This is a genomic window from Pseudomonas aylmerensis (assembly GCF_001702265.1).
Taxonomy (GTDB): domain Bacteria; phylum Pseudomonadota; class Gammaproteobacteria; order Pseudomonadales; family Pseudomonadaceae; genus Aquipseudomonas; species Aquipseudomonas aylmerensis.
The window spans coordinates 26369-52097 of record NZ_MAUE01000045.1 but is presented as its reverse complement, the minus strand read 5'-3'; the positions used below and the strand labels follow the sequence as shown (position 1 = coordinate 52097).

The window sequence follows — 25729 nt, the reverse complement described above, 5'->3', positions numbered from 1 at the left end:
GGGAAACTAATGGGTGCGTTGCAATCACGCCGCCTGCGCTACGGCGTGGGCGCGATTGGATTGGTATTTGCGTTGCTGGCCGCCTTGCGGCTGATATTCGTGCTGGCGTTTTCCGGGCTCGCCCTGGACACCCCGGCGTTGCTGGAAACCGTTGGCATCGGCCTGCGGTTCGACCTGCGCCTGGCGGTGCTGTTGCTGCTGCCGCTGGCGGTGCTGGCCTGGCTGCCGCGCTGGAACCTCACCACCCTGCCGGCCCTGCGCTGGCTGGCGCGGGGTTACCTGGTGATCGCACTGGCCGGGGTCGGCCTGGTGTACATCATCGACTTCGGCCACTACGCCTACCTGGGCGTGCGCATCAACGCGACGGTGTTGCGTTACCTGCAAGACGCGCAGATTTCACAACAGATGGTGTGGGAAACCTACCCGGTGCTGTGGATAACCGCCTGCTGGCTGGCGGCGGTAGCACTGTGGGTGTGGGCGTTGATCTGCCTGGAGCGGCTGACCCTGGATCGCCAGCCCACGCCCACGCGCAAATGGGCGCTGGCCTCGGTCTCGATGATCGGCCTGGTCGCCGTGCTGCTGGCCCTGCTCGGCCGCGTCGCCAACCTCAACCTGGAGAACCCGGTGCCGCTGCGCTGGAGCGATGCATTCTTTTCCGGCAACAGCCAGGTGGCCGCCGTGGGCCTGAACCCGGTGCTGTTTTTGTATGACACGCTCAAGGTCGGCCAGTCACAGTTCGATGAAGCCCAGGTGCGCGAACATTACCCGCAAGTCGCCGCGTACCTTGGTGTTGACCAGCCGGATGCGCAGCAACTGAACTTCATCCGCGAGCAACCCGTGCAGCCGTATCGACTGGCCGGCGAGCGGGCGCCGAACGTGATCTTCGTGATGCTCGAATCCCTCGGCACCAGCGCCGTGGGAGCCTACGGCAACCCGCTCAACCCGACGCCGAACCTGGACCAGTTGGCCACGCAAAGCTGGTTCTTCAAGCACTTCTATGTGCCCGTCACCGGCACCGCCAAGACCGTGTGGGCGAGCATCACCGGCGTGCCGGATGTGACCCGCCAGGAAACGGCCACCCGCAACCCGCTGATCACGCGCCAACACACTGTGATCAACGCGTTCCAGGGCTACCAGAAGTTCTACCTGATCGGCGGCAATGCCGGTTGGGCGAATATCAACGCGCTGATCCGCCAGAGCATCGACGGCGTGCAACTCTATGACGAAAGCCACTGGCGTTCGCCGCGGGTGGACGTGTGGGGCATCTCCGACCTGGACCTGTTCAAGGAAGGCGACCAGCTGTTGCGCAGCGTGCCCAAGGACCAGCCGTTCTTTGCCTACGTGCAAACCTCCGGCAACCATCGGCCGTTCACCATTCCCCGCCTCAATGATGGTTTCCAGGTCAAGGACGTGACTCTGGAACAGGTGCAGGCCGCCGGTTCGCGCAGCGTCGAGCAATACAATGCGGTGCGCCTGCTGGACTACAACATCGGCCGCTTGATGGAAATCGCCAAGGCCGCTGGCTGGTACGACAACAGCATTTTCGTGTTCTTCGGCGACCACAACACGCGCATCAGCCAGATCCCACACATGGCCCCGGCCTTCGAACAACTGGGCCTGGAAAGCAACAACGTGCCGCTGCTGATCCACGCCCCCGGCCTGCAACCGCGCGTCATAGAAAAGGCGGTGGGTTTGGCGGACCTGCTGCCGACGGTGGCCGGCATGGCGGGCATACCCTTTCGCAACGGCGCCATGGGCCGGGACATCCAGCAACCGGCGCCGGAGGGCGAGCGCGTGGTGCCGCTGGTCTTGCAGGAGGGCACGTTCCCGATCATCGGCGGCGTGACCAAGGACTTTTTACTGCAGATGCAGCATGACGGCAGCTCACCGACCCTGCATGACCTGGCCTCACCCACACCGCGCGAGGACGTCGCCGCGCAGCATCCCCAGGAGTTTCAACGCCTGCGGACGCTCACGCAGGGCCTGCATGAGAGCGCGCGGTTGATGCTGTTCCGGAATGTGCGGGAGTGACTATTTATCCTGGAAGGTTTCCAGGTAGGCGAGGATGTTTTCGATTTTTTCCGGGTCGCTGATGCCCCAGAAGATCATCCGCGTGCCACTCACCACCTTCTTCGGTGCCTCGATGTAGGCGGCGAGCTTGTCGCGGGTCCAGACCACGCCGGAGTTCTTCATCGCGTCGGAGTACTGGTAATCGGTGGTGGTGCCGGCGGGTCGGCCGATGATGCCGTTGAGTTCCGGCCCGAAGCCACCGCGCGCACCTTCGCCTATGCTGTGGCAGCCGCCGCAGGTCTTGCTGAAGAGCTTGCCACCCGCCTCGGCATCGCCTGCGGCAAGGGCCGAGCCGCTGTTGAGGATCAGGGCGAGGATGAACAAGGCGTACTTCATGGTGGACTCCACAGCGGGTGATAACGGCAATTATGCCTGTTTGTCAGGAGCGCATGCCCATCCAGATCACCGCTTCGGTCCATGCCGTGACCACCGGCGCCAGCGCACGGAACCATGGGTCCTGCGCATCAATCTGCGCGGCCGAGTGATCGTGGTGGTGCTGTTCCTCGTCGACAATCGAGGCAATGGCGGCCACGGCCAGCGGATCAATGTCACGCAGCGTGTGCAGTTGGTGCGCCAGGTGCTTGAGCACGACACTTTCGACGGCGACGGTCGTGGCGACGATAGCCTTGCGCCCGCAGACGCCGGTGATCAACCCCAACGCCAGCCCGCCCAGCCCACACAGCCAGTAACTGCGGCAGCGACGATAGCCGCGCCGCTGCAACTCGGCCTGGAACACCGCGCGGTGGCGACGTTCGTGAGAAAGAAACGCTTGCAACTCGGCCACCATGCCGGGCGCGAACACGCGGGCCATGAACAATTGGCCGCTGTAGATGCAGATCGCGCCATGCTCGCCGGCGTGGTCGACTTTGATCATGCGGTTGCCCAGGTCCGGGTCGATCAAGGAGGCAGCGGGAGCGTTCACGGTTGACGGCCTTGTGTGTGCGCCGGTGAGAACCGGACCGGTCGGGATGGCAGAGCGCCGGTATCGTGCAGCACACCCACTCAAATGCGCAAGCCAGACCCTCCAAGTGACCACCCATCGCCTTATAAACATCCAATCGAACCTATCCGCGCCTGCCCCACTCCACCTTACTGGACCCTGATGGTGGAGTAAGGATCATGGCTCAGCCATCGATTTTAGTGCTGGAAGACGACGAGATCATTCGTTCGTTAATGGTGGATGTGCTGGAGGATTTCGGGGCGGTGGTAACGTCGTTTCCTTCGGCGGATGAGGGGATGATTTACCTGGAACGGGGCGATGATCCGGTGGACCTGATCGTCAGCGATGTGCAAATGCCGGGGCTACTCAATGGCTACGACCTGAGCCGGGTTGTCGCGCATCGGTGGCCGAGCGTGCCGGTGCTGCTGACGTCTGGCAATACCAAACTGGCCGAGCAGTTGGGCGGTTCCGTACGGTTCCTGCCCAAGCCGTGGAGCACTGAGCATTTGCTGGAGTGTGTGCAAACCGCCTTGACCCAGCAGGGCTCGTCCTTGCATTGATAGCATGGCGATATCACCCGGACCGAACTTCACATGGGTCCGTGTGGTCATTGAAGAGCAGGGAGCGACTTTTCTGATCCGCTGGTCAGCCTTTTCGCCTTGTGCGTTCAGTTGATCGCCATGAATTGTGTAGAATCGTCGCCCATTTCCAAGCGTCATTCATGGCCGAGAGGCCCACACTTCGAGCTCATTGAATGCATTCACCGGCCCATGACGTTAGTGCGCCCTCATTGCTGGAAGCGTTGCGTGAAGGCACCGGCCTGTTGCACGTGGCGCTGGAAAAACGCCTGCCGTTTTTCTCCGAGCGCCTGGATGCCAGCTGGTATCAGCGCCTGGTCCGGGCGTATTACGGTTTTTATGCGCCGATCGAAGCGTCGCTGTACGACCGAGACTTGATTCCCGTGGGCTACGACCAGGCATTGCGTGTGAAAACGCCGACCCTGGTGAACGATCTTAACGCCCTCGGCGTGAGTGACGCCGCTATTCATGCCCTGCCCCGCTGCGCCCATCTGCCCCGCCTCGACACGCCCGCCGCCTGCCTCGGTGCCCTCTATGTGCTGGAAGGCGCGACCTTGGGCGGCCAGGTATTGCGCCGCGAAATGGCCCAGCGCCTGGACGTGAATGCGGACAACGGCGGTGCGTTTCTCAATGTTTACGGTGCCGACACCGGTCGACGCTGGAGGGATTTCCTCGATTACCTGGGCCACATGCCGCTGGATGCCAAGGCCAGACAGCACGCGGTGGATGCGGCCCGTTCGACGTTCAGCTGCTTTGAGCAATGGCTCGACAGCCAGGAGGTACTGCTATGAAACCCGAAGATTTTGAAGAGCTGCTTGCCAACTGTGCCGACGAGCCGATCCGCTTCCCTGGTGCGATCCAGCCCCATGGCGTGCTGCTGACCTTGTCGGAGCCGGACCTGCGCATCATCCAGGTCAGCGCCAACGTCGCCGCCCTGTTCGGCCACGCACCCGAGGCACTGCTGGGCCAGCCGCTGCACACGCTGATCGGGGCCGAACACGCCCAGGCCGTGCAAACCGTGGCTGCGCAAAACAGCTTTTTCGATGCCCCGCCGCTGCACGTCAGCCTCAACGACGCCGAGTTCGAAGGCCTGCTGCACCGCCATCAGGACGTGCTGGTGCTGGAGTTCGAACCGCGGCTCAAAGACTTCCGCCCACGCGCGCTGAATGGTCGCACCAGTGACCTGGGCAAAATGCTGCAACGTTTGCAGTCGGCGAAAACCCTGCAGGCGCTGTACGAAATCAGCGTGACCGAAATCCAGGCCATGACCGGTTACGACCGCGTGCTGATCTATCGCTTCGAAGACGAAGGCCACGGCCAGGTGATTGCCGAAGCGTCGGCACCGTCCATGGAGCTGTTCAACGGGCTGTTCTTCCCCGCGTCCGACATCCCCGAGCAGGCCCGCGAGCTGTACCGCACCAACTGGCTGCGCATCATCCCGAACGCGGCCTACGAGCCGGTGCCGTTGTTGCCCAAGCTGCGCCCGGACACCGGCCAACCGCTGGACTTGAGCTTCGCCACCCTGCGCAGCGTGTCGCCGATTCACTGCCAGTACATGCAGAACATGGGCGTGCTGTCGTCCATGAGCATCTCGCTGATGAAGGGTGACAAGCTGTGGGGCCTGATCAGTTGCGGCAACCGCGAGCCACTGCTGGTGCCCAACGACCTGCGCACCGCCTGCCAGACCATCGGCCAAGTCTTGTCGTTGCAGATCAGCGCCATGGAAGCCCTGGACCTGAGCCGTCAGCGAGAAGAGAAAGTCGAGGCCCTGGCGCTGCTGGACCAGGCGATGAAAGCTTCGCAAGACAACGTGTTCGACGGCCTCGCCCAACGCGGCCAGTTGCTGATGGACCTGACCCTCGCCGGCGGCGTGGCGATCATCGAAGACAAACAATTGCACCGCTACGGCAACTGCCCGGAACCGGCGCAGATCCGTGCCTTGCACAAGTGGCTGCAGGACAGCGGCGAGGCGGTATTTTCCAGCCATAACCTGGTGTCGGTGTACCCGCCGGCTGCCGAGTTCCAGCAGGTCGCCAGCGGCGTGTTGGCCATGAGCCTGCCCAAGCCGGTGGACAATGGCGTGATGTGGTTCCGCCCGGAAGTGAAGGAAAACATCAACTGGAGCGGTGACCCGAAAAAGCCCCTCGACCTGGAAAATTCCGACGCCGGCCTGCGCCTTCGCCCACGTACTTCATTTGAAATCTGGAAAGTCGAAATGGCCGGGATCTCCACCAAGTGGAGCCATGGCGACCGCTTCGCCGCCAACGACCTGCGCCGCTCGGCCCTGGAAAACGACCTGGCCCGCCAGGTACTGCGCGAGCAACAAGCCGTGCGCGCCCGCGATGAACTGGTGGCGGTGGTGTCCCACGACCTGCGTAACCCGATGACCGTAATCTCGATGCTGTGCGGCATGATGCAAAAGGCCTTCAGCTCCGATGGCCCACACACCTCACGGCGCATTTCCTCGGCCATCGACACCATGCAACAGGCCGCCGGGCGCATGAATGTGCTGCTGGAAGACTTGCTCGACACCTCGAAAATCGAGGCCGGGCGCTACGTGGTCAAGCCGGTGGCGCTGGATGTCAGCCAGATGTTCGAAGAGGCCTACTCCCTGCTTGCCCCGCTGGCAATGGAGAAAGGCATCGACCTGTCGTTCAACACCGAGCCCGGCCTGCAGATCAATGCCGACCCGGAGCGGCTGTTCCAGGTTCTGTCGAACCTGATTGGCAATGCCATCAAGTTCACCCCGCGCCAGGGCAATATCGGTATCAGCGCCATGAGCAATGGCGAGGAAATCGTGTTTTCGGTGCGTGACTCGGGCGAAGGCATTGCGCCGGAACAACTGCCCCACGTGTTCGATCGCTACTGGACCCAGGCGGAAAACAACCCCACCGGCAGCGGCCTGGGGCTGTACATCACCCAAGGTATCGTGCAGGCCCATGGCGGCAAGATCGTCGCCGAGAGTGAATTGGGGCGTGGCAGTGAGTTCCGCTTCACCGTGCCAAAGGTGATGGAAGAGTCGCATACCTGACACGCCTCCCACCTTGGCGCTCTGCCAGGGTCAGGGTGCCGCGCGGATTACTACAGCGCGTTACGTAAAGGCGTCGCACACACCTGCGCGGCGTTTGGGCTGCACGCCAGGGAGGCCGCGACTTCGCCCGAAGCGGGCGGCTGCGCCGAAGGCCGTGTCGATGATTTCCAGCCGCGATCCGTCACATGTTGCGGCGAGGCGTTTATAGCGCGGTTGCCGTCCCCCTCTGTAGGTTTGGCTCAGCTTCACTAAGCGGTGAGGCTTACCACTGACAGAGGACCACCTCCATGATAAGTACCCTCAATCACTCGTTGAACATGCCTATTGCATCTGTGGCTCAGCAGGATGAAGTCACGCGCTCTCGCAACAAGCGCAGCATCGAGCAGACCCACCAACACGCCTCCTCCATTGCATCCGATGGCCCGGCCGCGAACGACAGGCGCAGGAGCACCGGCACCAGCACGCTGGACAGCCTGGGCGGCGGTCGACTGCTCTAACCGGGCATGTGAAGGGCTGTGCACGGCCCTTCATACCTTCGCCTTAACAAAACACTGACATTCAATGCGCTAGAGTTTTCGGCCGACCCCGCCTGGAGCCCTTCCCTGCATGCTGCCACCCGACACATTGCCCGCCGTTATCGCCGGCCCCCTGCTACGCCGCCTGGAACCCCAGCGGTTGGTGCTGTGGCTGATGGGCACCCGGGAGCTGGTACTGACCCTGACGCTGCACATCGCCGGGCAGACCCGTAGCATCGTGCTGGATCAGGGCCAATGCCAAACCGTTGCGGTGGGGCATGACGCCGTCATCCACTTGATCGACGTGCCGCTGGATGACGCCCTGCCCCAGGATGAGGTCATTGGCTATGACCTGTTGATCGACAGCCTCGGCATCGCCGAGTGGGCGCCACACCTGCTGTATGCCGAAGCCCAATACCCCAGTTTTGTGCTGCACAGCCGTATTCATCAGTTGGTCCATGGCTCGTGCCGCAAACCACACCATCATGCGGACGAAGGCCTGCTCTGCGTCGACCGCCTGCTGGCCGAAGCCCACCTGCCCGAGCAGCGCCCGGCCCTGCTGATGATGAGCGGCGACCAGGTGTACGCGGACGATGTCGCCGGGCCCATGCTGCGGGCTATCCATGGGTTGATCGCGCGCCTGGGCCTGTTCGATGAATACCTGGAAGGAGCGGTGATAGACGACAGCGCCAGCCTCTACGGGCATCGCGCCAGCTACTACCACCGTGCCGACCTGCTCCCGGCGCTGGACAGCAATGAAACCCTGCGCGAGCGATTTTTCGGCGGGGTGAAAAAGCCGATATTCACCAGCAGCACCGCCGATAACCACTTGGTCACCTTCGCCGAAGTCATGGCGATGTACCTGCTGGTCTGGTCGCCCACGCCCTGGAACCTGCTCACGCTGGCGCCTCCCCGCTTGAGCGCCGAAGAACAGCAGCGCTACGCCCGCGAGCGGGTACAGATCGAGCGCTTTCGCCAGGGCCTGCCGGGCGTCGCGCGGGTATTCGCCCACCTGTCCACGCTGATGATCTTTGACGATCACGACATCACCGACGACTGGAACCTCAGCGCCCAATGGGAAGAAACCGCCTACGGCCACCCCTTCTCCAAACGCATCATCGGCAATGCCCTGCTGGCCTATTTGCTGTGCCAGGGCTGGGGCAACCAGCCGGATGTCTTTGGTCCGCTGGTCAGCCAGGTCCAGGCGCTGACCACCCAGCCCCAGGCCAACCACCTGGACGCCAGCGCGCAGGATGCATTGCTCGAGGCCCTGCTGAAATTCCAGCAATGGCACTACGTACTGCCCACCACGCCTGCGCTGGTGGTGCTGGACACCCGCACCCGCCGCTGGCGCAGTGAGTTCACCCTCAAGCAACCTTCCGGCCTGCTGGATTGGGAAGCCTTGAGCGAACTGCAGCAGGAACTGCTTGATCACCCCTCGGCCATCATCGTCTCGCCCGCGCCGATCTTTGGCGTCAAGCTGATCGAGACCGTGCAAAAAGTGTTCAGCTGGTGCGGCCACCCCTTGCTGGTAGACGCGGAAAACTGGATGGCCCATCGTGGCGCCGCCCAGGTGATCCTGAATATCTTCCGTCACTCACGGACACCTGGGAACTACGTGATCCTGTCGGGTGATGTGCACTACTCGTTCGTCTACGAGGTACTGATCCGCCATCGCAATGCCGGCCCGAAAATCTGGCAGATCACCAGCAGCGGCATCAAGAACGAATTCCCGCCGCGCCTGCTGGAATGGTTCGACCGGCTCAACCGCTGGCTCTACTCGCCCCGCTCGCCCCTCAACTGGTTCACCCGCCGCCGCACCATGCAGGTGGTCCCGCATATTCCGGAACATGCCGAAGCGGGCGAGCGGCTATGGAACTCGGCGGGGATCGGCCAGGTGTTTTTCAACGAACAGGGCCAACCTGAAGAGATTTACCAACACAACGCGGATGGGCAGGCCAGGACCAGAATGCTGGCCCCCAAGTAACTTTTCTTCATCGACAACAAGGCCGTCCAGCTCGGATGGCCACGAGGGATGCCTGCGGTTCGAACGCTGGCGCGAAGCGCTGCGCATCGCCCAGACGCGAGGAAATCGTCGGGCGCCCCAGATAGATAGCCTATTGCCATCCTGCCAAAGGCGTACATTCGCCCTATTCAAAGCACTCAAATCCCGTTGTACAGTAGCGCCAGCCACGGAGTACCGGCATCAATATCGGCAGGCCTTGGATGCCAGCCCAAGCAAGGATCGCGCAATGGACGATACTCCCGGCAACAGCCCACCGGGCACTGATTTCTCTCACTTCAACGCCGACATGCTGCATACCGTTCTGGAGTTGGTCAGCGACGGCATCTGGGATTGGAACGCCAATACCGGATTCGTGTACCGCAACCCGGGTTGGTATGAAATGCTGGGCTACCCTCGGCACGCCCTGGAAAACAGCGTGTTCACCTGGGAAAACGTGATCCACCCGGAGGACTACCCCCAGGTGATGATGCTGTTTGATGACTATATCCAGCGTCGTGCCCCCTACTACCAGGCCGAATACCGTTGCCGCAAAAAAGATGGCAGCTACCTGTGGATCGAAGACCGTGGCTACGTGATTGCCCGCAACGCTGACGGTTCGGTGGCGCGGATGGTGGGCGCCCACCGTGATATCCATTCACGCAAAAGCTCCGTCGAGCAACTGGAACAGCGCAATCAATCCCTTGAAGTGCTGGTGGCCGAGCGCACGCGCGAGCTGTCACGGGTCAACCAGCAACTGCAATTGCAGCTGGATGAAAATCGCTCCCTCGCCGAACGCGACACCCTGACGCTGGTCGCCAACCGCTATCGCATGGAAAAAACCTTGCTGGAAGAATGCGAACGCGCCCAACGCTTTCGCCTGCCGCTGGCATTGATCGCGATGGATATCGATGACTTCAAGCCGATCAATGATCAGTACGGCCACAGCGCAGGTGACGAGACGCTGGTGCGGGTGGTCGAGCGTTTGAAAGGCTGTATACGCGCCGATGACCTGCTGGCTCGATGGGGCGGCGATGAGTTTATGGTACTGCTGCCCAACACGTCGCTGGAGACGGCCAAGGCAATCGCCGAAAGCATCTGCGAGGCGTTGAGGGATAACCCGGTGAGCAACGACTTCCACGTCACCCTCAGCGTAGGCGTGGCGGCGAGCCAATCGGGTGATACCCCCGCCGCCTTGATGGCACGTGCCGACCAGGCGTTGTATCGCGCCAAGGCGGCGGGGAAAGGTGGGGTCGCCGACTGAGCCCCGGCGTTATCGCACCGGCGGCGCGTACTGGATACCGCCGTTGTTCCACAGCGCATTGAGCCCGCGCTTGATCTTCAACACGCTGCCCTGGCCGATATTGCGCTCGAACACTTCGCCGTAGTTGCCCACCTGCTTGACGATCTGCACGACCCAGTCCTTGCGCAGCTTGAGGTCCTTGCCGTACTCACCGTCGGCGCCCAGCAGCCGCGCGACATCCGGGTTCTTGCTGGTCTTGGCCTGTTCCTCGACGTTCTGCGAGGTGATGCCCATTTCTTCGGCATTGAGCATCGCGAACAGCGTCCACTTGACGATGCTGAACCACTCGTCATCGCCCTTGCGCACCAGCGGCCCCAGCGGTTCCTTGGAGATCACCTCCGGCAGCACCACGAACTCATCCGGGTGAGCCATTTTGATCCGCTGTGCATACAGTCCCGACTGGTCGGTGGTCAGCACATCACAACGCCCGGCCTCCAGGCCCTTGGCGCTCTCGTCGGCGGTGTCGAAGGTGATGGGCGTGTACTTCATGCCGTGGGTGCGGAAGTAGTCGGAGACGTTCAGTTCCGTGGTGGTGCCGGCCTGGATACACACGGTCGCGCCGTCCAGTTGACTGGCACCGGTTACTCCCAGCTTGTTGTTCACCAGAAAGCCGATGCCGTCGTAGTAGGTGATGCCCGTGAACACCAGGCCCATCGCCGAATCACGCGAGCTGGTCCAGGTGGTGTTGCGCGAGATCAGGTCGATTTCGCCGGACTGCAACGCGGTGAAGCGCTCCTTGGCGGTCAATTGGGTGAACTTCACTTTCGACGCATCGCCGAACACGGCCGCCGCCACGGCGTGGCACACGTCGACATCGAGGCCGGTCATCTTGCCCTTGCTGTCGGGCACGCCAAAACCGGGCAAGCCGTCGCTGACGCCACATTGGATAAAGCCTTTTTTCTGGATCGCATCCAGGGTCGCCCCGGCATGCGCAGTGCTGGCCAGGCCGAATACGGCGGTGGCGCCCAGTGCGGCCAACGTGGTTTTGAATCGGTTCATGCAAGGCGCTCCCTGTCATTCCTTATTATTCGGCGCTGCACAGCCCGCGCCGGTTTATAGTGCTGCCGGGCAGTATCCACGGCTTTACGGCGCTGCCACAAACGACCTTTAGGCAAAGGCTCCTTCCGATTTGGAATGAACTGCATGATTTCAAAACGCTTGACCCCTTCGATGACGGCCTTGCAATGCTTCGAAGCCGCCGCCCGCCACCTGAGTTTCACCCGCGCCGCCGAAGAGCTGCACCTGACCCAGAGTGCGGTCAGCAAGCAGGTGGCACAGTTGGAAGAGATGCTCTGCCACAATCTGTTCGAGCGGGTCCGCCAGCGCCTGTACTTGTCGCCGGCCGGGTCGTTGTACCTGGCCGAGGTGCACAAGATCCTCACCCAGGTGGACATCTCCAGCCGCTACATCCTCACCTACGGCGGTGAAACCGAGGTGCTGCGCATCGCCACCCAGCCGACCTTCGGCGATCGCTGGCTGGTGCCCAAGCTCAAGGACTTCGCGGCGAAACACCCGAATATCCACCTGGACGTGCGCAACGAGCTGGAGCCCTTCGACGTGCTGCAGGCCAAGGCCGATATCGCGTTTTTCTTCGGCCAGGGCTCATGGCCGGGCGCGACCTGCATCGAGCTGTTTCGTGAAGCCGTGGTGCCGGTCTGTGCGCCGGGGTTTGTCGCCGAGGGCAGCGACGCGTCGTCGCGCCACACCTTGCTGCAATGCACCTCGCGCCCAGAAGCCTGGCACGAATGGTTCCTGGAACAAGGCCTGCACTCGCAGAACAGTTATCACGGGCCGCGTTTCGACACGTTCTACATGTGCATTCGTGCGGCGCAGTCAGGCTATGGCGTGGCGCTGGTGCCGCATTACCTGGTGGCCGAAGAACTTGCCCAAGGCAGCCTGACGATCCCGTGGGACTACGCCATGCCCAGCAGCGGCGCGCACTTTATCGCGCATGCCGAACACGCCGGCGAGATCCCCAAAGTCAAAGCCTTCCTGAACTGGATGGTCGACTACGTGAGTGCACATCGCGACTTTTAATAATGACCCGGCGACTTTATTTCGTTTGCGGCCAGGGTGGGCGCACGGCTTAGATAAAAACACGTCCGCCATTGCCGAGTCCGAGATTCATGAGCCGCGAAACCATCAGCCAGTCGATTTCCATCGTCCACCCGATCAGCCTCAGCCACGGTAAAAACGCCGAAGTCTGGGACACTGCGGGCAAACGCTATATCGATTTTGTCGGCGGCATCGGCGTGCTCAACCTCGGCCATTGCCACCCGGGGGTCGTGGACGCGATTCGCGAACAGGCGACGAAACTGACCCACTACGCCTTCAACGCTGCGCCTCACGCGCCCTACATCGAGCTGATGGATCGCCTGACCGCGTTTATCCCGGTGGACTATCCGGTCAGCGGCATGCTCACCAACAGCGGCGCCGAAGCGGCGGAAAATGCCCTGAAGATCGTGCGCGGGGCCACCGGCCGCACGGCGGTGATCGCGTTCGACGGGGCCTTTCATGGCCGCACCCTCGCCACCTTGAACCTCAATGGCAAGGTTGCGCCCTACAAGCAAAAGGTCGGCGTCCTGCCCGGCCCGGTCTATCACCTGCCCTACCCCAGCGCCGACAACGGCGTGACCTGTGCCGAAGCGCTGAAGGCCATGGACCGCCTGTTCAGCGTGGAAATCGACGTCGACGACGTCGCCTGTTTCATCCTCGAACCGGTGCAGGGCGAAGGCGGTTTCCTGGCCCTCGACATTGAATTCGCCCAGGCGCTGCGGCGTTTCTGTGATGAAAAAAACATCCTGCTGATTGCCGATGAAATCCAGTCGGGCTTCGGGCGTACCGGCCAGCGCTTCGCCTTCTCGCGCCTGGGCATCGAACCGGATTTGATCCTGCTCGGCAAAAGCATCGCTGGCGGTGTACCGCTGGGGGCAGTGGTCGGGCGCAAGGCGCTGATGGACAACCTGCCCAAAGGCGGTCTCGGCGGCACCTATTCCGGCAACCCGATTGCCTGCGCGGCGGCATTGGCCACCCTGGACGCGATGACCGATGAGCACTTGCAGGCCTGGGGTTCGCAGCAGCAAACAGCGATTGTCAGCCGCTATGAAACTTGGCGCGCACAGCGCCTGTCGCCCTACCTCGGCCGCCTGACCGGCGTCGGCGCCATGCGCGGCATGGAACTGGCCCACGCCGACGGCACGCCCGCGCCGAAACAACTCGCCCAGTTGCTGAGCCTGGCGCGCGAGGCCGGCCTGCTGCTGATGCCCAGCGGCAAGTCACGGCACATCATCCGTTTGCTCGCACCGCTGACCATTGAGCCAGCGGTGCTGGAGGAAGGCCTGGACATCCTCGAGGCCTGCCTCAAGCAACTGGACTAGTACCGCGCATCCACCGGCTTGCCGCCGTTCGGCCAATCCTTGACCTTGTCCGGGAAGTCCGGACGCGGTTGCCCGGCAAAATACGCCGCCACGTCCACCGCGTCCTGGTCGGACAAACCGCCCTGCCCCAACGGGAATTTCTCGTGGAAGCCAATCGGCATGTTGCGTTTGACGAACGCCGCCGCGGTGTAGGTGCGCGCCATCCCCGCGCCGATGTTGAACGACTGCTCGCCCCACAGCGGCGGGTAGATCAGCTCGCCATCGGCCCGCGCCAGCCCCTGGCCGTTGTCGCCATGGCAGACCGCGCATTGCTTGGCATAGACCGCCTTGCCATTGGCCAGGTCGGGCTTGATCGCCGGGTCGACCTTGCCCACGCCACGCCCGGCGACTTTGTCTTCAGGCCGCGTGTTGTTTTTCATCCAGTCAAAGTAGGCGACCATCGCCTGCATATCGGCTGACTGCGGCGGCAACGGCTTGCCGTTCATGGAGCGCCGGAAGCAGCCATTGATGCGTTCTTCCAGGGTCACCACCTTGCCCGCACGCGGTGCGTAGCTGGGGAAAAACGCCGACACACCGACAAAGGGCGAGCCGTCGGCTACGGTGCCGGCGTTGAGATGGCAACTGGTGCAATTGAGCGAGTTGCCGACGTTGTCAGGCAGCAGCGCCTTGGTTTGCAGGTGCAGGCGCATGCCGCGCATGACTTGATCAGCGTTGGGGGCGGCCAGCAGATCGGCCAGGCGCGGGGTTTCGAAGGCGGACGAATCGGTGGTGGCCGGGTTGAGCTGGGCGCGCAGCTTTTTCACTTGGGCGGCGTCGATCGGGGTGCCCTGGTTGCCCCAGCGCGTGCGCACGAAACTGAGGATCTCGGCGATTTCCGGGTCCGCCAGCCGGGCGAAACCGGGCATGGTGTAGACCCGTGGGTGAGTCGCCGTTTGCGCGGTTTCCCAGCCGGTCAGGGTGATGTGCAGCAGCGACGTCGGGTTGCTCGCGGCGATGCTCGGGTTGCCGGCCAGGGGCGGGAACAGGCCTTTCACGCCCGCGCCGTCACTGCGGTGGCAATCGCTGCAGAACTGCATATAGCCCAGGCCGCCGCGGCTGGTGAACAGGTCGGCAGGCGGCGCGGCGGGCGCCTGGGCCACGGACGGCATCGGCAGGTCGTCTTTGCCCGGCGGCAGGGATTTGAGGTAACTGGCGATGGCAGTCAGGTCATCGTCACTGAAATGCTGGGTGCTGTGGTGAATCACATCGGCCATATTGCCGGAGACGGTGGCAAAGCGGTTCTGCCCGGTCTTGAGCAATTGCACGGTGTCGTCCACGGTCCACAGGTTGCGCAGGCTCAGGGCGCGCCAATGCTCGACAGTTTCGCCGGCGAGGTAATGCTGGCCGCTGCGGCCGGCATCGCTCAGGGCTTTTTCCTGGAAGGCAATGCCGCGCGGCGTGTGGCACGAACCGCAGTGGCCGAGGCCCTGGACCAGATAGGCGCCACGGTTGAGCACCTCGTCGCGGCCCGGGTCTGGCTGGAACGGCTGCTTGTCGAGAAAGGCGAAGTTCCACAGCGCCAGGCCCCAGCGCTGGTTGAAGGGGAAGCCCATGTCGGCGTCGCGGTTGACCTGGGGCACGGGCTCCACCCCGTGCATCAGGTAGGCGTACAAGGCGCGCATATCCGCCTCGCTCATCTTCGCGTAGGACGGATACGGCATCGCCGGGTACAGATTCATACCCGCAGGCGTGACGCCTTCGCGCATGACCCGGTCGAATTGTTCGAAGGTGTAGTGACCGATACCGGTCTCGCGGTCCGGGGTGATATTGCTCGAAAAGATCGTGCCCATCGGCGTGCTCAGCTCGAGGCCGCCGGCCATGACCTTGCCGTCTTTGGCGGTATGGCAGGCGATGCAGTCGCCCAGTTGTGCAACGTATTGGCCGTGTTCGATCAGTGCGGGGTCGGGGGTGTTGGCGTGCAGGGGAAGGGACAGACAGCACATCACCCCCACAAGGCCAAGACGTGACAGGGGAAGCGTCATCGCAATATTCCTTTAAAAACCCGGCCTGGAGCGGTCTCCTCGGCGCAGGTCTGCAATTATTTTTATACGTCATCAGGCAGATAACCCGGGGCGGATTCGGCCCCCGTGTTGTTGTAGCGAATTTCCCCGGGGCGCCTGTTGATATGGATCAGCACAACCGTGGGGCAGAGTGCCGCCTTGACCTGATCCCCCTCCCCGCTGAAAATGCCCGACGCTTTTTTGTCCCCCGTTTACTGAAGTAGTGAAATTTCAATGTCCGATTCCTACACCACCGAAGAATCCGTAGTCGCCTTGCAATCCAAAGCGGAATACGAAAACGCCATCAATCTTTCACAGCATGTGCCGGCGGCCAAGATCATCAGCGAGATGGTGCTGGACGCGTTTCACACCTCCAAGGAAAGCGACCAGATCCGCGAACTGCGCGTCGCCATCCGCCAGGCCCACGATGCCTTCGACGACGACAAGGCCTATGACCTGATGGGCCAGCTCAAGCAACTCAAGGACGCCGAGGCCGCTGACAGCGCCGCCCTGGAAGACCTGAGCAGCAAATTCTCGATCAGCCGCATCCTGTCCAGCTTCAAGGACGACCCCGAGTTCCAGGAGCTGGTCTACGGTCTGGCGCTGAAAGTGCTGAACCAGAGCCACCAGGCGATCAGCAACCCAAGCGCCGGCAAGAGCAAGGCATCGCGGCCCAAGAAAGAAGCCGAAGTGTTTGTGATCAGCAAGGACGGCATCAGCGTCACCCTGCCCCTGCGCACCCCGCGCTCGAAGCTCAATGTCGACCGCGAGGCGTTCGAGTTCCTGGGCTTCAGCTTTGTCGGTGAAGGCGATGAGGCGGAGCTTGAGGTCGAGAGCTTTGTGGATAACGCCGGGGCTGAACAGCCGTTGAGCCGCAAGAGCGTGATCACTGCGCTGCAACAGCAGACCGCGTTCGATGGGTACAGCATCGCGCAGCAGTAACGCATTATCCGCAACACTGCGGGACTAAAAATGTGGGAGCGGGCTTGCTCGCGAAGGCGGTGGATCAGCGAGAAAGGTTCTGGCTGACACACCGTATTCGCGAGCAAGCCCGCTCCCACATTTGATTTGTGTCGCTCAAATAGCAGCGCGCACATGTTGAACAATGCGGACTCAACTGCCCCGTTCAACCTGCGCAAACACCTCGCGAAACCGCGCCATCTCCCGCTTGTTCCCCACCGTCACCCGCACCCACTGCGGCCAATTCTTCCACACCCTTCCGATCATCACGCCGTGCGCCGCCAGCGTCTCGATGACCTGCTCCGCCGGTTGCTTCACGTCGATCATGAAGCAGTTGCTCTGCGACGCGGTGCAGGTAAAGCCACGGGCCTTGAGCCAGTTGACGGTCTCGTCGCGCAGTTGCGCGTTGAGCGCCTTGCGCTGTGGCAGCAGCTTGATGTCTTCGAGGCTCGCCAGCCCGCCGAGCAAGGTGGTGCCCGCCGGTACGTTGTCGCCGCCAAACACCGCCAACCGTTCCAGCAGCGCCGGATGGCCGATCGCCAGGCCCAGGCGGGCGCCGGCCAGGCCGTAGATTTTCGAGAAGGTGCGCAGCACCAGCAGGTCGTCGTGGTCCTTGACCCAACTGACAACGCTGGGCACGTCGGCGAAGTCGATATAGGCCTCGTCCACCACCAGCACGCTGCCGGTGGGTTTGTTCGCCAACGCCAGGCGGATGGCATCAAGCGGGGTGATGGTGCCGGTAGGGTTGTTGGGGTTGCACAGGTAGAGCATGCCGGCCTGGGGATCGGCGGCGAGCATGGCGGGGATATCGTGGGCGTGGTCGGCGCCAAGGTTCACTTCATGCACCGGCGCCTTGTTCGACTCGGCGGCCTGGCGCGGCACTTCGTAGGACGGCGTAGCCATCACCAGGCCACGAGAGGCACTGGTGAACGCCAACACGGCGTAGCGCAGGGCGGCCATGGAGCCCGAAAACACCGCTACCTGCTCTGCGGCGAGGCCCTGCTGCTGGGCAAACAATGCGGCGAGCGCGTACATGTGCGGATAGGGATAGCGCCCGGAGGTGGCGATGCCGCGCGCCATGGCTTCGCGCGCCGCCTGTGAGGGGCCGTAGGGGCTTTCGTTGTAGTTGAGCAACACCGCGTCAGTCGGTTTCGGCGGGGCCGCCACCGCCCACTCCAGGCGCCCCAGCCAGGGTAACGCAGCGCCAAAGGCAAGAAGGGACCGACGACTAACGCTGACCATGGTAACTACTCCTTGTAGACCGGGGATGGATTCGCACAGCTCGTACAGAGAGGTATGACGAGATAATTCTGGACGAATTTAAACCGGCGCCCAAGAAAAAGCCCCGCGCTTCTCTCGAAGGCGGGGCTTTTTCAACGCTGCGACACTCAGTGAGCGTAGGTCAGCAACAGCTCTTTCGGCACTTGGAAATCCAGGGACATCATCACGCTGAGCGCGGTGATGGTGAAGATCGAGAACACGAACAGCTTGCGCGCCCAGACGGTGTCATCCACCGCCTTGTAGCCGGTCCAGGCCATGTACAACCAGTACATGCCCATGGCGGCAGCGACGGCGAGGTAGCTCATGCCGGCGTAGCCACTGAAGGTCAACATCAAGGTCGCCACGAGGAAGGCCAGGATGTACAGCAGGATGTGTTTCTTGGCCACCTGGATGCCACGCTTGACCGGCAGGACCGGAATCGACGCAGCCAGGTAGTCGTTGAAGCGAAAGATCGCGATGGCGTAGGAATGCGGCATCTGCCACAGGCTGAACATCACCAGTAGCGTCAGCGCGGCCATGTCGAAGCTATTGGTCACAGCTACATAACCAATCACCGGCGGCATCGCCCCCGACAGACTGCCCACCAGCGTGCCGTGAACCGACTTGCGCTTGAGGTACAGGCTGTAGAGGCCGACGTAGATGACAAAGCCGATCACGGCAAACAGCGCCGCCAACGGGTTGGCCACCTTGTACAACAGTGCCACACCGGCAACACCCAGGACGGTCGCGTAGATCAGTGCCAGCTTCAGGGAGATAAGGCCCTGGACCAGCACGCGATTCTTGGTGCGCTCCATCTTGATATCGATGTCACGGTCGATGCAGTTGTTGAAGACACAACCGGAAGCTACCACCAGGGACGTACCGATCATTGCAGCCAGGAAGATGGCCAGATCGACATGTCCCTTGGAGGCCAGGAAGAAGCCGCCCGCCACAGAAAGCACGTTACCGAAAATGATCCCCGGTTTGGTGATTTGGATAAAGTGCTTAAGCGACATCGGGTCTTACCTCACTTCGCCATCATGAACGTATGGATGCTGAACATGATCCATATCGACAGACCAACCAGCAGCAGGATTACCAGGCCTGCGAACACGAACGCGATCACGTTATCGCGCTGCTCTTTGGAACGATCCAGGTGCAGGAAGTACACCAGGTGAACCAGAACCTGAATCACCGCGAACGCCAATACGATCATCAAGGTGATCGACTTCGGCAGAGTCGGGTACATCACCAGACCAAACGGGATGAGCGTCAGGATTACCGACAGGATGAAGCCGATAGCGTAAGACTTTACGCTGCCGTGGCTCGCATCATGGCTGTCATGGTCATGGGAGTGTGCATTAGCCATTACAGAGTCCCCATCAGGTAAACAACGGTGAAGACGCAGATCCAGACCACGTCCAGGAAGTGCCAGAACAGGCTCAGGCAGCTCAGGCGAGTCTTGTTGGTGTTGGTCAGGCCGTGCTTATTGACCTGATACATCATCACCGCCATCCACAGCAGGCCGGCAGTTACGTGCAGACCGTGGGTGCCGACCAGCGTGAAGAACGCCGACAGGAAACCGGAACGGTGCGGACCGTAGCCTTCGGAGATCAGCAGGTGGAACTCGTTGATCTCCATGCCGATGAAGCCCAGGCCGAACAGGAAGGTCAGTGCCAACCAGCTCAGTACGCCCTTCTTGTTGCCCTTGTAGAAGGCCAACATGGCGAAGCCGTAGGTGATCGAACTGAACAACAGCAAGGCGGTTTCGCCGAGCACGTAAGGCAGTTCGAAGATGTCGTGGCCCGACGGGCCACCCGCTACGTTGTTTACCAGTACCGCGTACACCGCGAAGATCGACGCAAACAAGATGCAGTCGGTCATCAGGTAGAGCCAGAAACCGAAAACGGTCATCGGCCCCGAGTCGTGGTGATGGTCATCGTGCCCATGGTCATCGACATGGGCGTGTCCAGCATTGGTCACTAAGTTCGACATGATTTAAGCCTGTTCCAACGAAGTTTCTACACGGTTGGCCGGGATTTTCTTCTCGGCTACCAGGCGAGCGTGCTGCTCGGCTTCGATGCGTTCGATCGTTTCGACCGGCACCATGTAGCCTTGATCATCACGGGCAGCGTGGATGATGAAGTAACCGATAGTGCCTACCAGGCTCACGATTGCCAGCCACCAGATGTGCCAGATCATCGCGAAACCGAACACGGTCAGCAGGCCGCCCATCACCACGCCAGTGGCGGTGTTGTTTGGCATGTGGATCGGCTCGTAGTGCTTCGGTTGCTGGTACGCAGTACCGTCTTCCTTGGCTTCGGTGAACGCATCAATGGTGTTCGCAGTAGGGATCACGGCGAAGTTGTAGAACGGTGGTGGCGACGAAGTCGACCATTCCAGGGTGTGGCCATTCCATGGGTCGCCGGATTCGCAAGCGTTCTGCTTACGGTCACGGATACTCACGTACAGCTGGATCAGCTGGCAGGCGATACCGACAGCAATCATCACCGCACCGAACATGGCGACGTACAGGTACGGCACCCACTCAGGGTTGGTAGTGGCGTTCAGACGACGGGTCATGCCCATGAAGCCCAGTGCATAGAGCGGCATGAACGCGACGAAGAAGCCCGAGATCCAGAACCAGAATGCAGCCTTGCCCCAACCTTCGTGCAGCTTGAAGCCGAACGCTTTCGGGAAGTAGAAGCTGAAACCAGCGATGTAGCCGAATACCGCACCACCGATGATCACGTTGTGGAAGTGAGCGATCACGAACAGGCTGTTGTGCAGCACGAAGTCAGCACCCGGGATGGCCAGCAGTACGCCGGTCATGCCGCCGATGGCGAAGGTCACCATGAAGCCCAGGGTCCACAGGACCTGGCTGGTGATACGCAGACGGCCGTGGTAGATGGTGAACAGCCAGTTGAATAGCTTCACCCCCGTCGGGATCGAAATCAGCATCGTCGCCAGGCCGAAGAAGGCGTTGACGCTGGCCCCCGAACCCATGGTGAAGAAGTGGTGCAGCCACACCATGAAGCCCAGTACCGAGATCGCGCCGGAGGCGTAGACCATCGAGTGGTGACCGAACAGGCGCTTGCCGGTAAAGGTCGAGATCACTTCAGAGAAGATACCGAACGCTGGCAGGATCAGGATGTACACCTCAGGGTGACCCCATGCCCAGAACAGGTTCACGTACATCATTGGATTGCCACCAAGTTCGTTGGTGAAAATGTGGAAATCCAGGTAACGGTCAAGCGACAGCAGCGCCATGGTAGCGGCCAGGATCGGGAACGAAGCCACGATCAGGACGTTGGCCCAGGTGCAGGTCCAGGTGAAGATCGGCATGTCCATCAGTTTCATGCCAGGAGCGCGCATCTTCAGGACGGTGGCCAGGAAGTTGACCCCCGTCAATGTCGTCCCGAGCCCTGATAACTGTAGCGCCCAGATGTAGTAGTCCACACCCACGCCAGGGCTGTACTGGATGCCCGACAATGGCGGATACGCAACCCAACCGGTCTTGGCGAATTCGCCGACGCCCAGGGACACGTTGATCAGCACCACGCCGGAAACCAGCAGCCAGAAGCTCAGGGAGTTCAGGAACGGGTAGGCAACGTCACGGGCACCAATCTGCAGCGGCAAGGCAAGGTTCATCAGGCCGGTGAAGAATGGCATCGCCATGAAGATGATCATGATCACACCGTGGGCGGTGAAGATCTGGTCATAGTGTTCAGGTGGCAGGTAGCCAGGCGAACCCTCGGTGGCCATGGCCAACTGGGTACGCATCATGATGGCGTCGGCAAAACCACGCAGCAGCATGACCATGGCAACGATGACGTACATGACGCCGATTTTCTTGTGGTCGACCGAAGTCAGCCACTCGGTCCACAGGTAGGTCCACTTCTTGAAATAAGTGATTGCTGCAAACAGTGCCAGACCACCCAGCGCGATCATGGCGATAGTCACCATTACGATCGGCTCGTGGAACGGGACCGCATCCCAACTTAATTTACCAAACATCGTTTACTCCTCTGCCCCAGCAGTTGAATGCGAGCCCGTGTCAGAACCTTCAACCGCGGCCACTTCTTTCTTCTCGTGCTTGACCGGCTTGCCTGGCTTCATACCTTCGTACTTGTCGACGATTTTCTGAAACAGGTTCGGCTCATACGTGGAGTACAGGGCGACTGGGTTGTTCTGGCTCGGTTTGGTCAGGGCATCGTATTCAGCTTGATCAAGCTGTTTAGGTGCGGCCTTGACTTCGGCTACCCAGGCGTTGAAATCTTCCTGGCTCGTCGAGATCGCTTTGAATTTCATGCCGGTGAAGCCAGCGCCGCTGTAGTTCGCGGAGATGCCTTCCATTTCAGCTTTTTCGTTGGCGATCAGGTGCAGTCGGGTCTGCATGCCTGCCATCGCGTAGATCTGACCGCCCAGGGCAGGGATGAAGAACGAGTTCATCACGGCGTCGGAGGTGATCCGGAAGTTAAGCGGGGTGTTCTCCGGGAAACGGATCTGGTTAACCGTGGCGATACCCAGGTCCGGGTAGATGAACAGCCACTTCCAGTCCAGCGCGACCACTTCGATGTTGATCGGCTTGACGTCGGACTCCAGCGGACGGTACGGGTCCAGCTCGTGGGTCGACTTATAGGTGATGTAACCCAGGGCGATGATGATGAGGATCGGAACCAGCCACACCGCGATTTCAATCTTGGTGGAGTGCGACCACTTCGGCGCGTAGGTCGCGCTGGTGTTCGACGCGCGGTATTTCCAGGCGAAGGCGAACGTCATGATGATCACAGGCACCACGACCAACAGCATCAGCAGGGTCGCGGTGATGATCAGGTTGCGTTGATCCAGACCGATCTGTCCTTTTGGGTCCATCAAGGTCCACTTGCAGCCTCCCAGCATTAACATCATGCCAAGCAGCGGCAAAAAGCCTAGTAATCGGGGGTACCTGTTTTTACTCATCTCACGACCTCTAAAGCAGCTTGCGCAATGCAGTTGGGTTTTGATCGCCAACACTTCACCCTGCCAAGGGTTGGCATTTCTCTTCGATTGAATAAGAGCCTGCCCATCACGTCATAACTCTACGTTTCACGGACCTGCGGTGAGTTCTTATTCGATTTCGTGGTTAAAGGCCTTGTTACAGACCAATTCCATTTGGTGCGGATAGTTGAAAGGCTGCCGGAACCTGGGGTCGCACAGAGCCATCCATCTGCCCCTCGACCGCTCCAATGCTCAAATATTGAACAGCACCGGACATTCAGTGCGGGCGATTGTAGTTAGCTAGCGATGTATAAACCATGTCTTATAAAGAAATAATTTTTATCGATTACAGCAATAATCCTTCACCATTATTGCAACGGTTCGCGATCTTATCGCGTTCGATTCTCAACAAAAACCACAAAAATTGCCGTGTTATTCGTCAGTGAGTCGCATCCCCTACAGGTCGTAAGGGCAAGGCAAACCGATGCAAGCCCCCATAAAACAAGGCATTCAGACATCACCGCGAGCCTCGAACAACCGAAGCTTGCGAGGCCGCTGCAAACGACGAACTGACAGCACAAATTGACCGCTCGGTGCAAATTTAAGCGGCCGATCGGCGGGTCAGAAACGTCCTGCGACAGCGTCCGTGTGACAACATGTCGCACACTGCGCGCACCTAAACTTGCCCCTCGTCACAGCCCTTTCACAAATCCCTACATACGAAAACGCCCCGGCCTTCCTTCAAGAAGGACCGGGGCGTTTGTGTAACGGTTCAGCCCTGGCGCTGACGATTCCGATAGATGCCCAGGGGCACCAGGATCACGGTCAGCACGAACGCCACCAGCGCCCATTGCGCCAGGGACAGGCCGAGGATCGGCGGGTACGGGGTGCTGCAGAAACCGTCCACCTGGAAGCCCAGGGGGAACACCTTGGCCAGCGGCAGATCGTCGACGATCGGTTGCAGCACGTCGATGCCGCAGCTGACCTGTGGAAAGAACTGGGTGTACACGTGATGGCCCGCAGCCGCCACGCCGCCGAGGGCGCTGAGGATCACCAGGCCTTCAAACAACGTGATCGCCCCCTTGGTGCGCATGGCCGCGCCGATGAACGCGAAGATCGCGATCAACAGCAGCGCATAGCGTTGCAGGATGCACAGCGGGCACGGCGCCTCGCCCAGCACCACCTGCATGTACAGCGCACCGCCGATCAGCGCCAGGCAGATGATGCCCAGCAACACCAGAAAGCGCCGCTCCCTGCCTAAACGCAATTCGTCACTCATCCCCGTTTCCCTTTGTTTGGTTGTGCCAATGGCCGCAAGTTTACACACAGAGAGTGGTTTAAACAGAGGGGGGTTAACGGGGGATTAATCAGGAGCAATAGAGAACTGAATGTGGGAGCGGGCTTGCTCGCGAAGGCAGTGTGTCAGCCGCCGGATAAGCTTCTGATACACCGCCTTCGCGAGCAAGCCCGCTCCCACATTTCTTACCGCGTTATTCCAGCGCCGCCGCCGGCCCGAAGAACTCATAGCGTGCCTGCTTCTCAGGCACACCCAGGGCCTTCAAGTGGCGCTTGATGGCCGCCATGAAGCCCTTGGGGCCGAGGAAGTAGGCGTCGAGATCGCGCTGCTCGGGCAACCACGCAGCCAATTGTTCCTGGCTCAGCAGGCCGACTTTATCCGCCGCCGGGCTGACGCCGTCGTCCTCGGCGTAGCAGTAAAAGCGCTGGAGCTGCGGGTGCTGGGCAGCCAGGCCGTCGACCCAGTCGCGGAACGCATGCACCGAGCCGTTGCGCGCGCAGTGGATGAAATGCACCGGGCGCCGGGTGGCCAGGGCGGCTTCGAGCATCGGCAAGGTCGGCGTGATACCGACACCGCCGCTGATCAGCACCAGCGGTTTGTCGCCGGCCGCCAGGGTGAACTCGCCCGACGGCGGGAACAGGTCGAGAGTCGCACCGACCTGCAGTTGATCGTGCAGGTAGTTGGAGACCCGGCCACCGGCCTCGCGCTTGACGCTGATGCGGTACTGGCCGGCATCGCTCAGGGCCGACAAGGAGTAGTTGCGGCGCACCTCTTCACCGTCCAGCACCAGCTTCATGCCGATGTACTGGCCTGGCGCAGCCTTGAGGATCGGGCCGTTATCCACGGGGGCAAAATAGAACGAGATGATCTCGGCGCTCTCCTCCACGCGCTTGACCAGCGTAAACGGCCGCGCGCCGCGCCAGCCACCCGGGGCCTGGGCTTTTTCCTCGTAGATCGTCGCCTCGGCGCCGATCAGGATGTCCGCCAACTGGCCGTAGGCCGCGCCCCAGGCACTCATCACCTCGGGGGTGGCGATCTCGCTGCCGAGCACCTCGCTGATCGCCCGCAGCAAGCAAGCGCCGACAATCGGGTAGTGTTCCGGCAGGATCTGCAACGCCACGTGCTTGTTGATGATCTTCGCCACCAGGTCGCCCAGCTGGTCCAGCTGGTCGATATGCCGCGCGTACATCAACACGCCGTTGGCCAGCGCCCGAGGCTGGTCGCCGCTGGCCTGGTGGGCCTGGTTGAACAGCGGACGGACCTCGGGGTACTCGGACAGCATCATGCGGTAGAAATGGGTGATCAGCGCTTCACCGCCGCTTTCCAGCAGAGGCACGGTGGATTTGACGATGGCACGGTCTTGGGCACTAAGCATGG

Annotated in this window: 22 protein-coding genes and 1 pseudogene; 11 read left to right on the top strand and 12 right to left on the bottom strand. The window is 61.3% G+C overall.

The window, feature by feature from the left end:
- Nucleotides 1-9 precede the first annotated feature (9 nt).
- Complete coding sequence (locus BBG20_RS26005; protein ID WP_065908560.1) at nucleotides 10-2031, top strand: LTA synthase family protein; 2022 nt, start codon at nucleotides 10-12, stop codon at nucleotides 2029-2031.
- Here the strand turns inward: BBG20_RS26005 and BBG20_RS26000 are convergent, their stop codons facing one another.
- Nucleotides 2032-2406 (bottom strand): c-type cytochrome, encoded by a 375-nt coding sequence (locus BBG20_RS26000; RefSeq protein WP_065908559.1) that lies wholly within the window; start codon nucleotides 2404-2406, stop codon nucleotides 2032-2034. It abuts the gene before it with no gap.
- Nucleotides 2407-2449: 43 nt separating this feature from the next.
- Nucleotides 2450-2992 (bottom strand): demethoxyubiquinone hydroxylase family protein, encoded by a 543-nt coding sequence (locus tag BBG20_RS25995; RefSeq protein ID WP_226939935.1) that lies wholly within the window; start codon nucleotides 2990-2992, stop codon nucleotides 2450-2452.
- Between the two features lie 197 nt (nucleotides 2993-3189).
- On the opposite strand from BBG20_RS25995, the gene BBG20_RS25990 reads away from it, so the two are divergent.
- From BBG20_RS25990 to BBG20_RS25965, 6 genes are all read left to right on the top strand, one after another.
- Nucleotides 3190-3570, top strand: coding sequence for a response regulator (locus BBG20_RS25990; protein WP_065908558.1), 381 nt, complete (start codon nucleotides 3190-3192; stop codon nucleotides 3568-3570).
- A gap of 194 nt (nucleotides 3571-3764) precedes the next feature.
- A complete protein-coding gene (locus BBG20_RS25985; RefSeq protein ID WP_065908556.1) occupies nucleotides 3765-4379 on the top strand; it encodes a biliverdin-producing heme oxygenase in 615 nt (204 codons plus the stop codon).
- A complete protein-coding gene (locus BBG20_RS25980; RefSeq protein WP_065908555.1) occupies nucleotides 4376-6619 on the top strand; it encodes an ATP-binding protein in 2244 nt (747 codons plus the stop codon). Before BBG20_RS25985 ends, BBG20_RS25980 begins: the two co-directional genes overlap by 4 nt.
- Before the next feature lie 287 nt (nucleotides 6620-6906).
- Entirely contained in the window at nucleotides 6907-7116 is a 210-nt protein-coding gene (locus BBG20_RS25975; RefSeq protein WP_065908553.1) for a hypothetical protein, read from the top strand.
- A 109-nt stretch (nucleotides 7117-7225) separates the two neighbouring features.
- Entirely contained in the window at nucleotides 7226-9121 is a 1896-nt protein-coding gene (locus BBG20_RS25970; RefSeq protein ID WP_065908551.1) for an alkaline phosphatase D family protein, read from the top strand.
- 265 nt (nucleotides 9122-9386) lie between these two features.
- Nucleotides 9387-10400, top strand: a complete 1014-nt coding sequence (locus tag BBG20_RS25965) for a sensor domain-containing diguanylate cyclase (RefSeq protein ID WP_065908549.1) — start codon at nucleotides 9387-9389, stop codon at nucleotides 10398-10400.
- A gap of 9 nt (nucleotides 10401-10409) precedes the next feature.
- Here BBG20_RS25965 and BBG20_RS25960 read toward each other — a convergent pair whose 3' ends face one another.
- Nucleotides 10410-11438, bottom strand: a complete 1029-nt coding sequence (locus BBG20_RS25960) for an amino acid ABC transporter substrate-binding protein (RefSeq protein ID WP_065908547.1) — start codon at nucleotides 11436-11438, stop codon at nucleotides 10410-10412.
- Nucleotides 11439-11582: 144 nt separating this feature from the next.
- Here BBG20_RS25960 and BBG20_RS25955 point away from each other — a divergent pair, with 144 nt between their 5' ends.
- Nucleotides 11583-12476, top strand: a complete 894-nt coding sequence (locus BBG20_RS25955; protein WP_065908545.1) for a LysR substrate-binding domain-containing protein — start codon at nucleotides 11583-11585, stop codon at nucleotides 12474-12476.
- Between the two features lie 89 nt (nucleotides 12477-12565).
- The gene (locus BBG20_RS25950; protein WP_065908543.1) at nucleotides 12566-13816 is read left to right on the top strand and encodes a 2-aminoadipate transaminase; all 1251 of its coding nucleotides are present in this window, start codon (nucleotides 12566-12568) and stop codon (nucleotides 13814-13816) included.
- Here the strand turns inward: BBG20_RS25950 and BBG20_RS25945 are convergent.
- The gene (locus BBG20_RS25945) at nucleotides 13813-15837 is read right to left on the bottom strand and encodes a c-type cytochrome (RefSeq protein WP_065908541.1); all 2025 of its coding nucleotides are present in this window, start codon (nucleotides 15835-15837) and stop codon (nucleotides 13813-13815) included. The genes BBG20_RS25950 and BBG20_RS25945 overlap by 4 nt on opposite strands.
- Before the next feature lie 252 nt (nucleotides 15838-16089).
- Between BBG20_RS25945 and BBG20_RS25940 the strand changes: the two genes are divergently transcribed.
- Nucleotides 16090-16797, top strand: a complete 708-nt coding sequence (locus BBG20_RS25940) for a hypothetical protein (RefSeq protein ID WP_065908539.1) — start codon at nucleotides 16090-16092, stop codon at nucleotides 16795-16797.
- 171 nt (nucleotides 16798-16968) lie between these two features.
- Here the strand turns inward: BBG20_RS25940 and ptaA are convergent, their stop codons facing one another.
- The 6 genes from ptaA to cyoA all read right to left on the bottom strand — a co-directional run bounded on the left by ptaA (nucleotide 16969) and on the right by cyoA (nucleotide 23037).
- Nucleotides 16969-18057, bottom strand: coding sequence for a pyoverdine biosynthesis transaminase PtaA (ptaA, locus tag BBG20_RS25935; RefSeq protein WP_065908535.1), 1089 nt, complete (start codon nucleotides 18055-18057; stop codon nucleotides 16969-16971).
- A 146-nt stretch (nucleotides 18058-18203) separates the two neighbouring features.
- Complete coding sequence (cyoE, locus tag BBG20_RS25930; protein ID WP_003194050.1) at nucleotides 18204-19091, bottom strand: heme o synthase; 888 nt, start codon at nucleotides 19089-19091, stop codon at nucleotides 18204-18206.
- Between the two features lie 11 nt (nucleotides 19092-19102).
- Nucleotides 19103-19444: a cytochrome o ubiquinol oxidase subunit IV gene (gene cyoD, locus BBG20_RS25925; protein ID WP_010206434.1), complete on the bottom strand. Its 342-nt coding sequence runs from the start codon at nucleotides 19442-19444 to the stop codon at nucleotides 19103-19105.
- Nucleotides 19444-20070: a cytochrome o ubiquinol oxidase subunit III gene (locus BBG20_RS25920; protein ID WP_010206435.1), complete on the bottom strand. Its 627-nt coding sequence runs from the start codon at nucleotides 20068-20070 to the stop codon at nucleotides 19444-19446. Before BBG20_RS25920 ends, cyoD begins: the two co-directional genes overlap by 1 nt.
- A 3-nt stretch (nucleotides 20071-20073) precedes the next feature.
- Nucleotides 20074-22092, bottom strand: a complete 2019-nt coding sequence (gene cyoB, locus BBG20_RS25915) for a cytochrome o ubiquinol oxidase subunit I (protein WP_065908533.1) — start codon at nucleotides 22090-22092, stop codon at nucleotides 20074-20076.
- Between the two features lie 3 nt (nucleotides 22093-22095).
- Nucleotides 22096-23037, bottom strand: coding sequence for a ubiquinol oxidase subunit II (gene cyoA, locus BBG20_RS25910; protein WP_053132079.1), 942 nt, complete (start codon nucleotides 23035-23037; stop codon nucleotides 22096-22098).
- A 27-nt stretch (nucleotides 23038-23064) separates the two neighbouring features.
- Here cyoA and BBG20_RS33405 point away from each other — a divergent pair.
- Nucleotides 23065-23355, top strand: a pseudogene (locus BBG20_RS33405) (hypothetical protein).
- A gap of 472 nt (nucleotides 23356-23827) precedes the next feature.
- Here the strand turns inward: BBG20_RS33405 and BBG20_RS25905 are convergent.
- Together BBG20_RS25905 and hmpA are read right to left on the bottom strand one after the other, a co-directional pair.
- Complete coding sequence (locus tag BBG20_RS25905; protein WP_065908531.1) at nucleotides 23828-24334, bottom strand: disulfide bond formation protein B; 507 nt, start codon at nucleotides 24332-24334, stop codon at nucleotides 23828-23830.
- A 211-nt stretch (nucleotides 24335-24545) separates the two neighbouring features.
- On the bottom strand, nucleotides 24546-25727 hold the full coding sequence (hmpA, locus tag BBG20_RS25900) for an NO-inducible flavohemoprotein (protein ID WP_065908529.1): 1182 nt from the start codon (nucleotides 25725-25727) through the stop codon (nucleotides 24546-24548).
- Nucleotides 25728-25729 lie beyond the last annotated feature (2 nt).

Coding starts and splice junctions, on each gene's coding strand:
- BBG20_RS26005 (WP_065908560.1), top strand. CDS start 10: ATGGGTGCGTTGCAATCACGCCGCCTGCGCTACGGCGTGGGCGCGATT.
- BBG20_RS26000 (WP_065908559.1), bottom strand. CDS start 2,406: ATGAAGTACGCCTTGTTCATCCTCGCCCTGATCCTCAACAGCGGCTCG.
- BBG20_RS25990 (WP_065908558.1), top strand. CDS start 3,190: ATGGCTCAGCCATCGATTTTAGTGCTGGAAGACGACGAGATCATTCGT.
- BBG20_RS25985 (WP_065908556.1), top strand. CDS start 3,765: ATGCATTCACCGGCCCATGACGTTAGTGCGCCCTCATTGCTGGAAGCG.
- BBG20_RS25980 (WP_065908555.1), top strand. CDS start 4,376: ATGAAACCCGAAGATTTTGAAGAGCTGCTTGCCAACTGTGCCGACGAG.
- BBG20_RS25975 (WP_065908553.1), top strand. CDS start 6,907: ATGATAAGTACCCTCAATCACTCGTTGAACATGCCTATTGCATCTGTG.
- BBG20_RS25970 (WP_065908551.1), top strand. CDS start 7,226: ATGCTGCCACCCGACACATTGCCCGCCGTTATCGCCGGCCCCCTGCTA.
- BBG20_RS25965 (WP_065908549.1), top strand. CDS start 9,387: ATGGACGATACTCCCGGCAACAGCCCACCGGGCACTGATTTCTCTCAC.
- BBG20_RS25960 (WP_065908547.1), bottom strand. CDS start 11,438: ATGAACCGATTCAAAACCACGTTGGCCGCACTGGGCGCCACCGCCGTA.
- BBG20_RS25955 (WP_065908545.1), top strand. CDS start 11,583: ATGATTTCAAAACGCTTGACCCCTTCGATGACGGCCTTGCAATGCTTC.
- BBG20_RS25950 (WP_065908543.1), top strand. CDS start 12,566: ATGAGCCGCGAAACCATCAGCCAGTCGATTTCCATCGTCCACCCGATC.
- BBG20_RS25945 (WP_065908541.1), bottom strand. CDS start 15,837: ATGACGCTTCCCCTGTCACGTCTTGGCCTTGTGGGGGTGATGTGCTGT.
- BBG20_RS25940 (WP_065908539.1), top strand. CDS start 16,090: ATGTCCGATTCCTACACCACCGAAGAATCCGTAGTCGCCTTGCAATCC.
- ptaA (WP_065908535.1), bottom strand. CDS start 18,057: ATGGTCAGCGTTAGTCGTCGGTCCCTTCTTGCCTTTGGCGCTGCGTTA.
- cyoE (WP_003194050.1), bottom strand. CDS start 19,091: ATGTCGCTTAAGCACTTTATCCAAATCACCAAACCGGGGATCATTTTC.
- cyoD (WP_010206434.1), bottom strand. CDS start 19,444: ATGGCTAATGCACACTCCCATGACCATGACAGCCATGATGCGAGCCAC.
- BBG20_RS25920 (WP_010206435.1), bottom strand. CDS start 20,070: ATGTCGAACTTAGTGACCAATGCTGGACACGCCCATGTCGATGACCAT.
- cyoB (WP_065908533.1), bottom strand. CDS start 22,092: ATGTTTGGTAAATTAAGTTGGGATGCGGTCCCGTTCCACGAGCCGATC.
- cyoA (WP_053132079.1), bottom strand. CDS start 23,037: ATGAGTAAAAACAGGTACCCCCGATTACTAGGCTTTTTGCCGCTGCTT.
- BBG20_RS25905 (WP_065908531.1), bottom strand. CDS start 24,334: ATGAGTGACGAATTGCGTTTAGGCAGGGAGCGGCGCTTTCTGGTGTTG.
- hmpA (WP_065908529.1), bottom strand. CDS start 25,727: ATGCTTAGTGCCCAAGACCGTGCCATCGTCAAATCCACCGTGCCTCTG.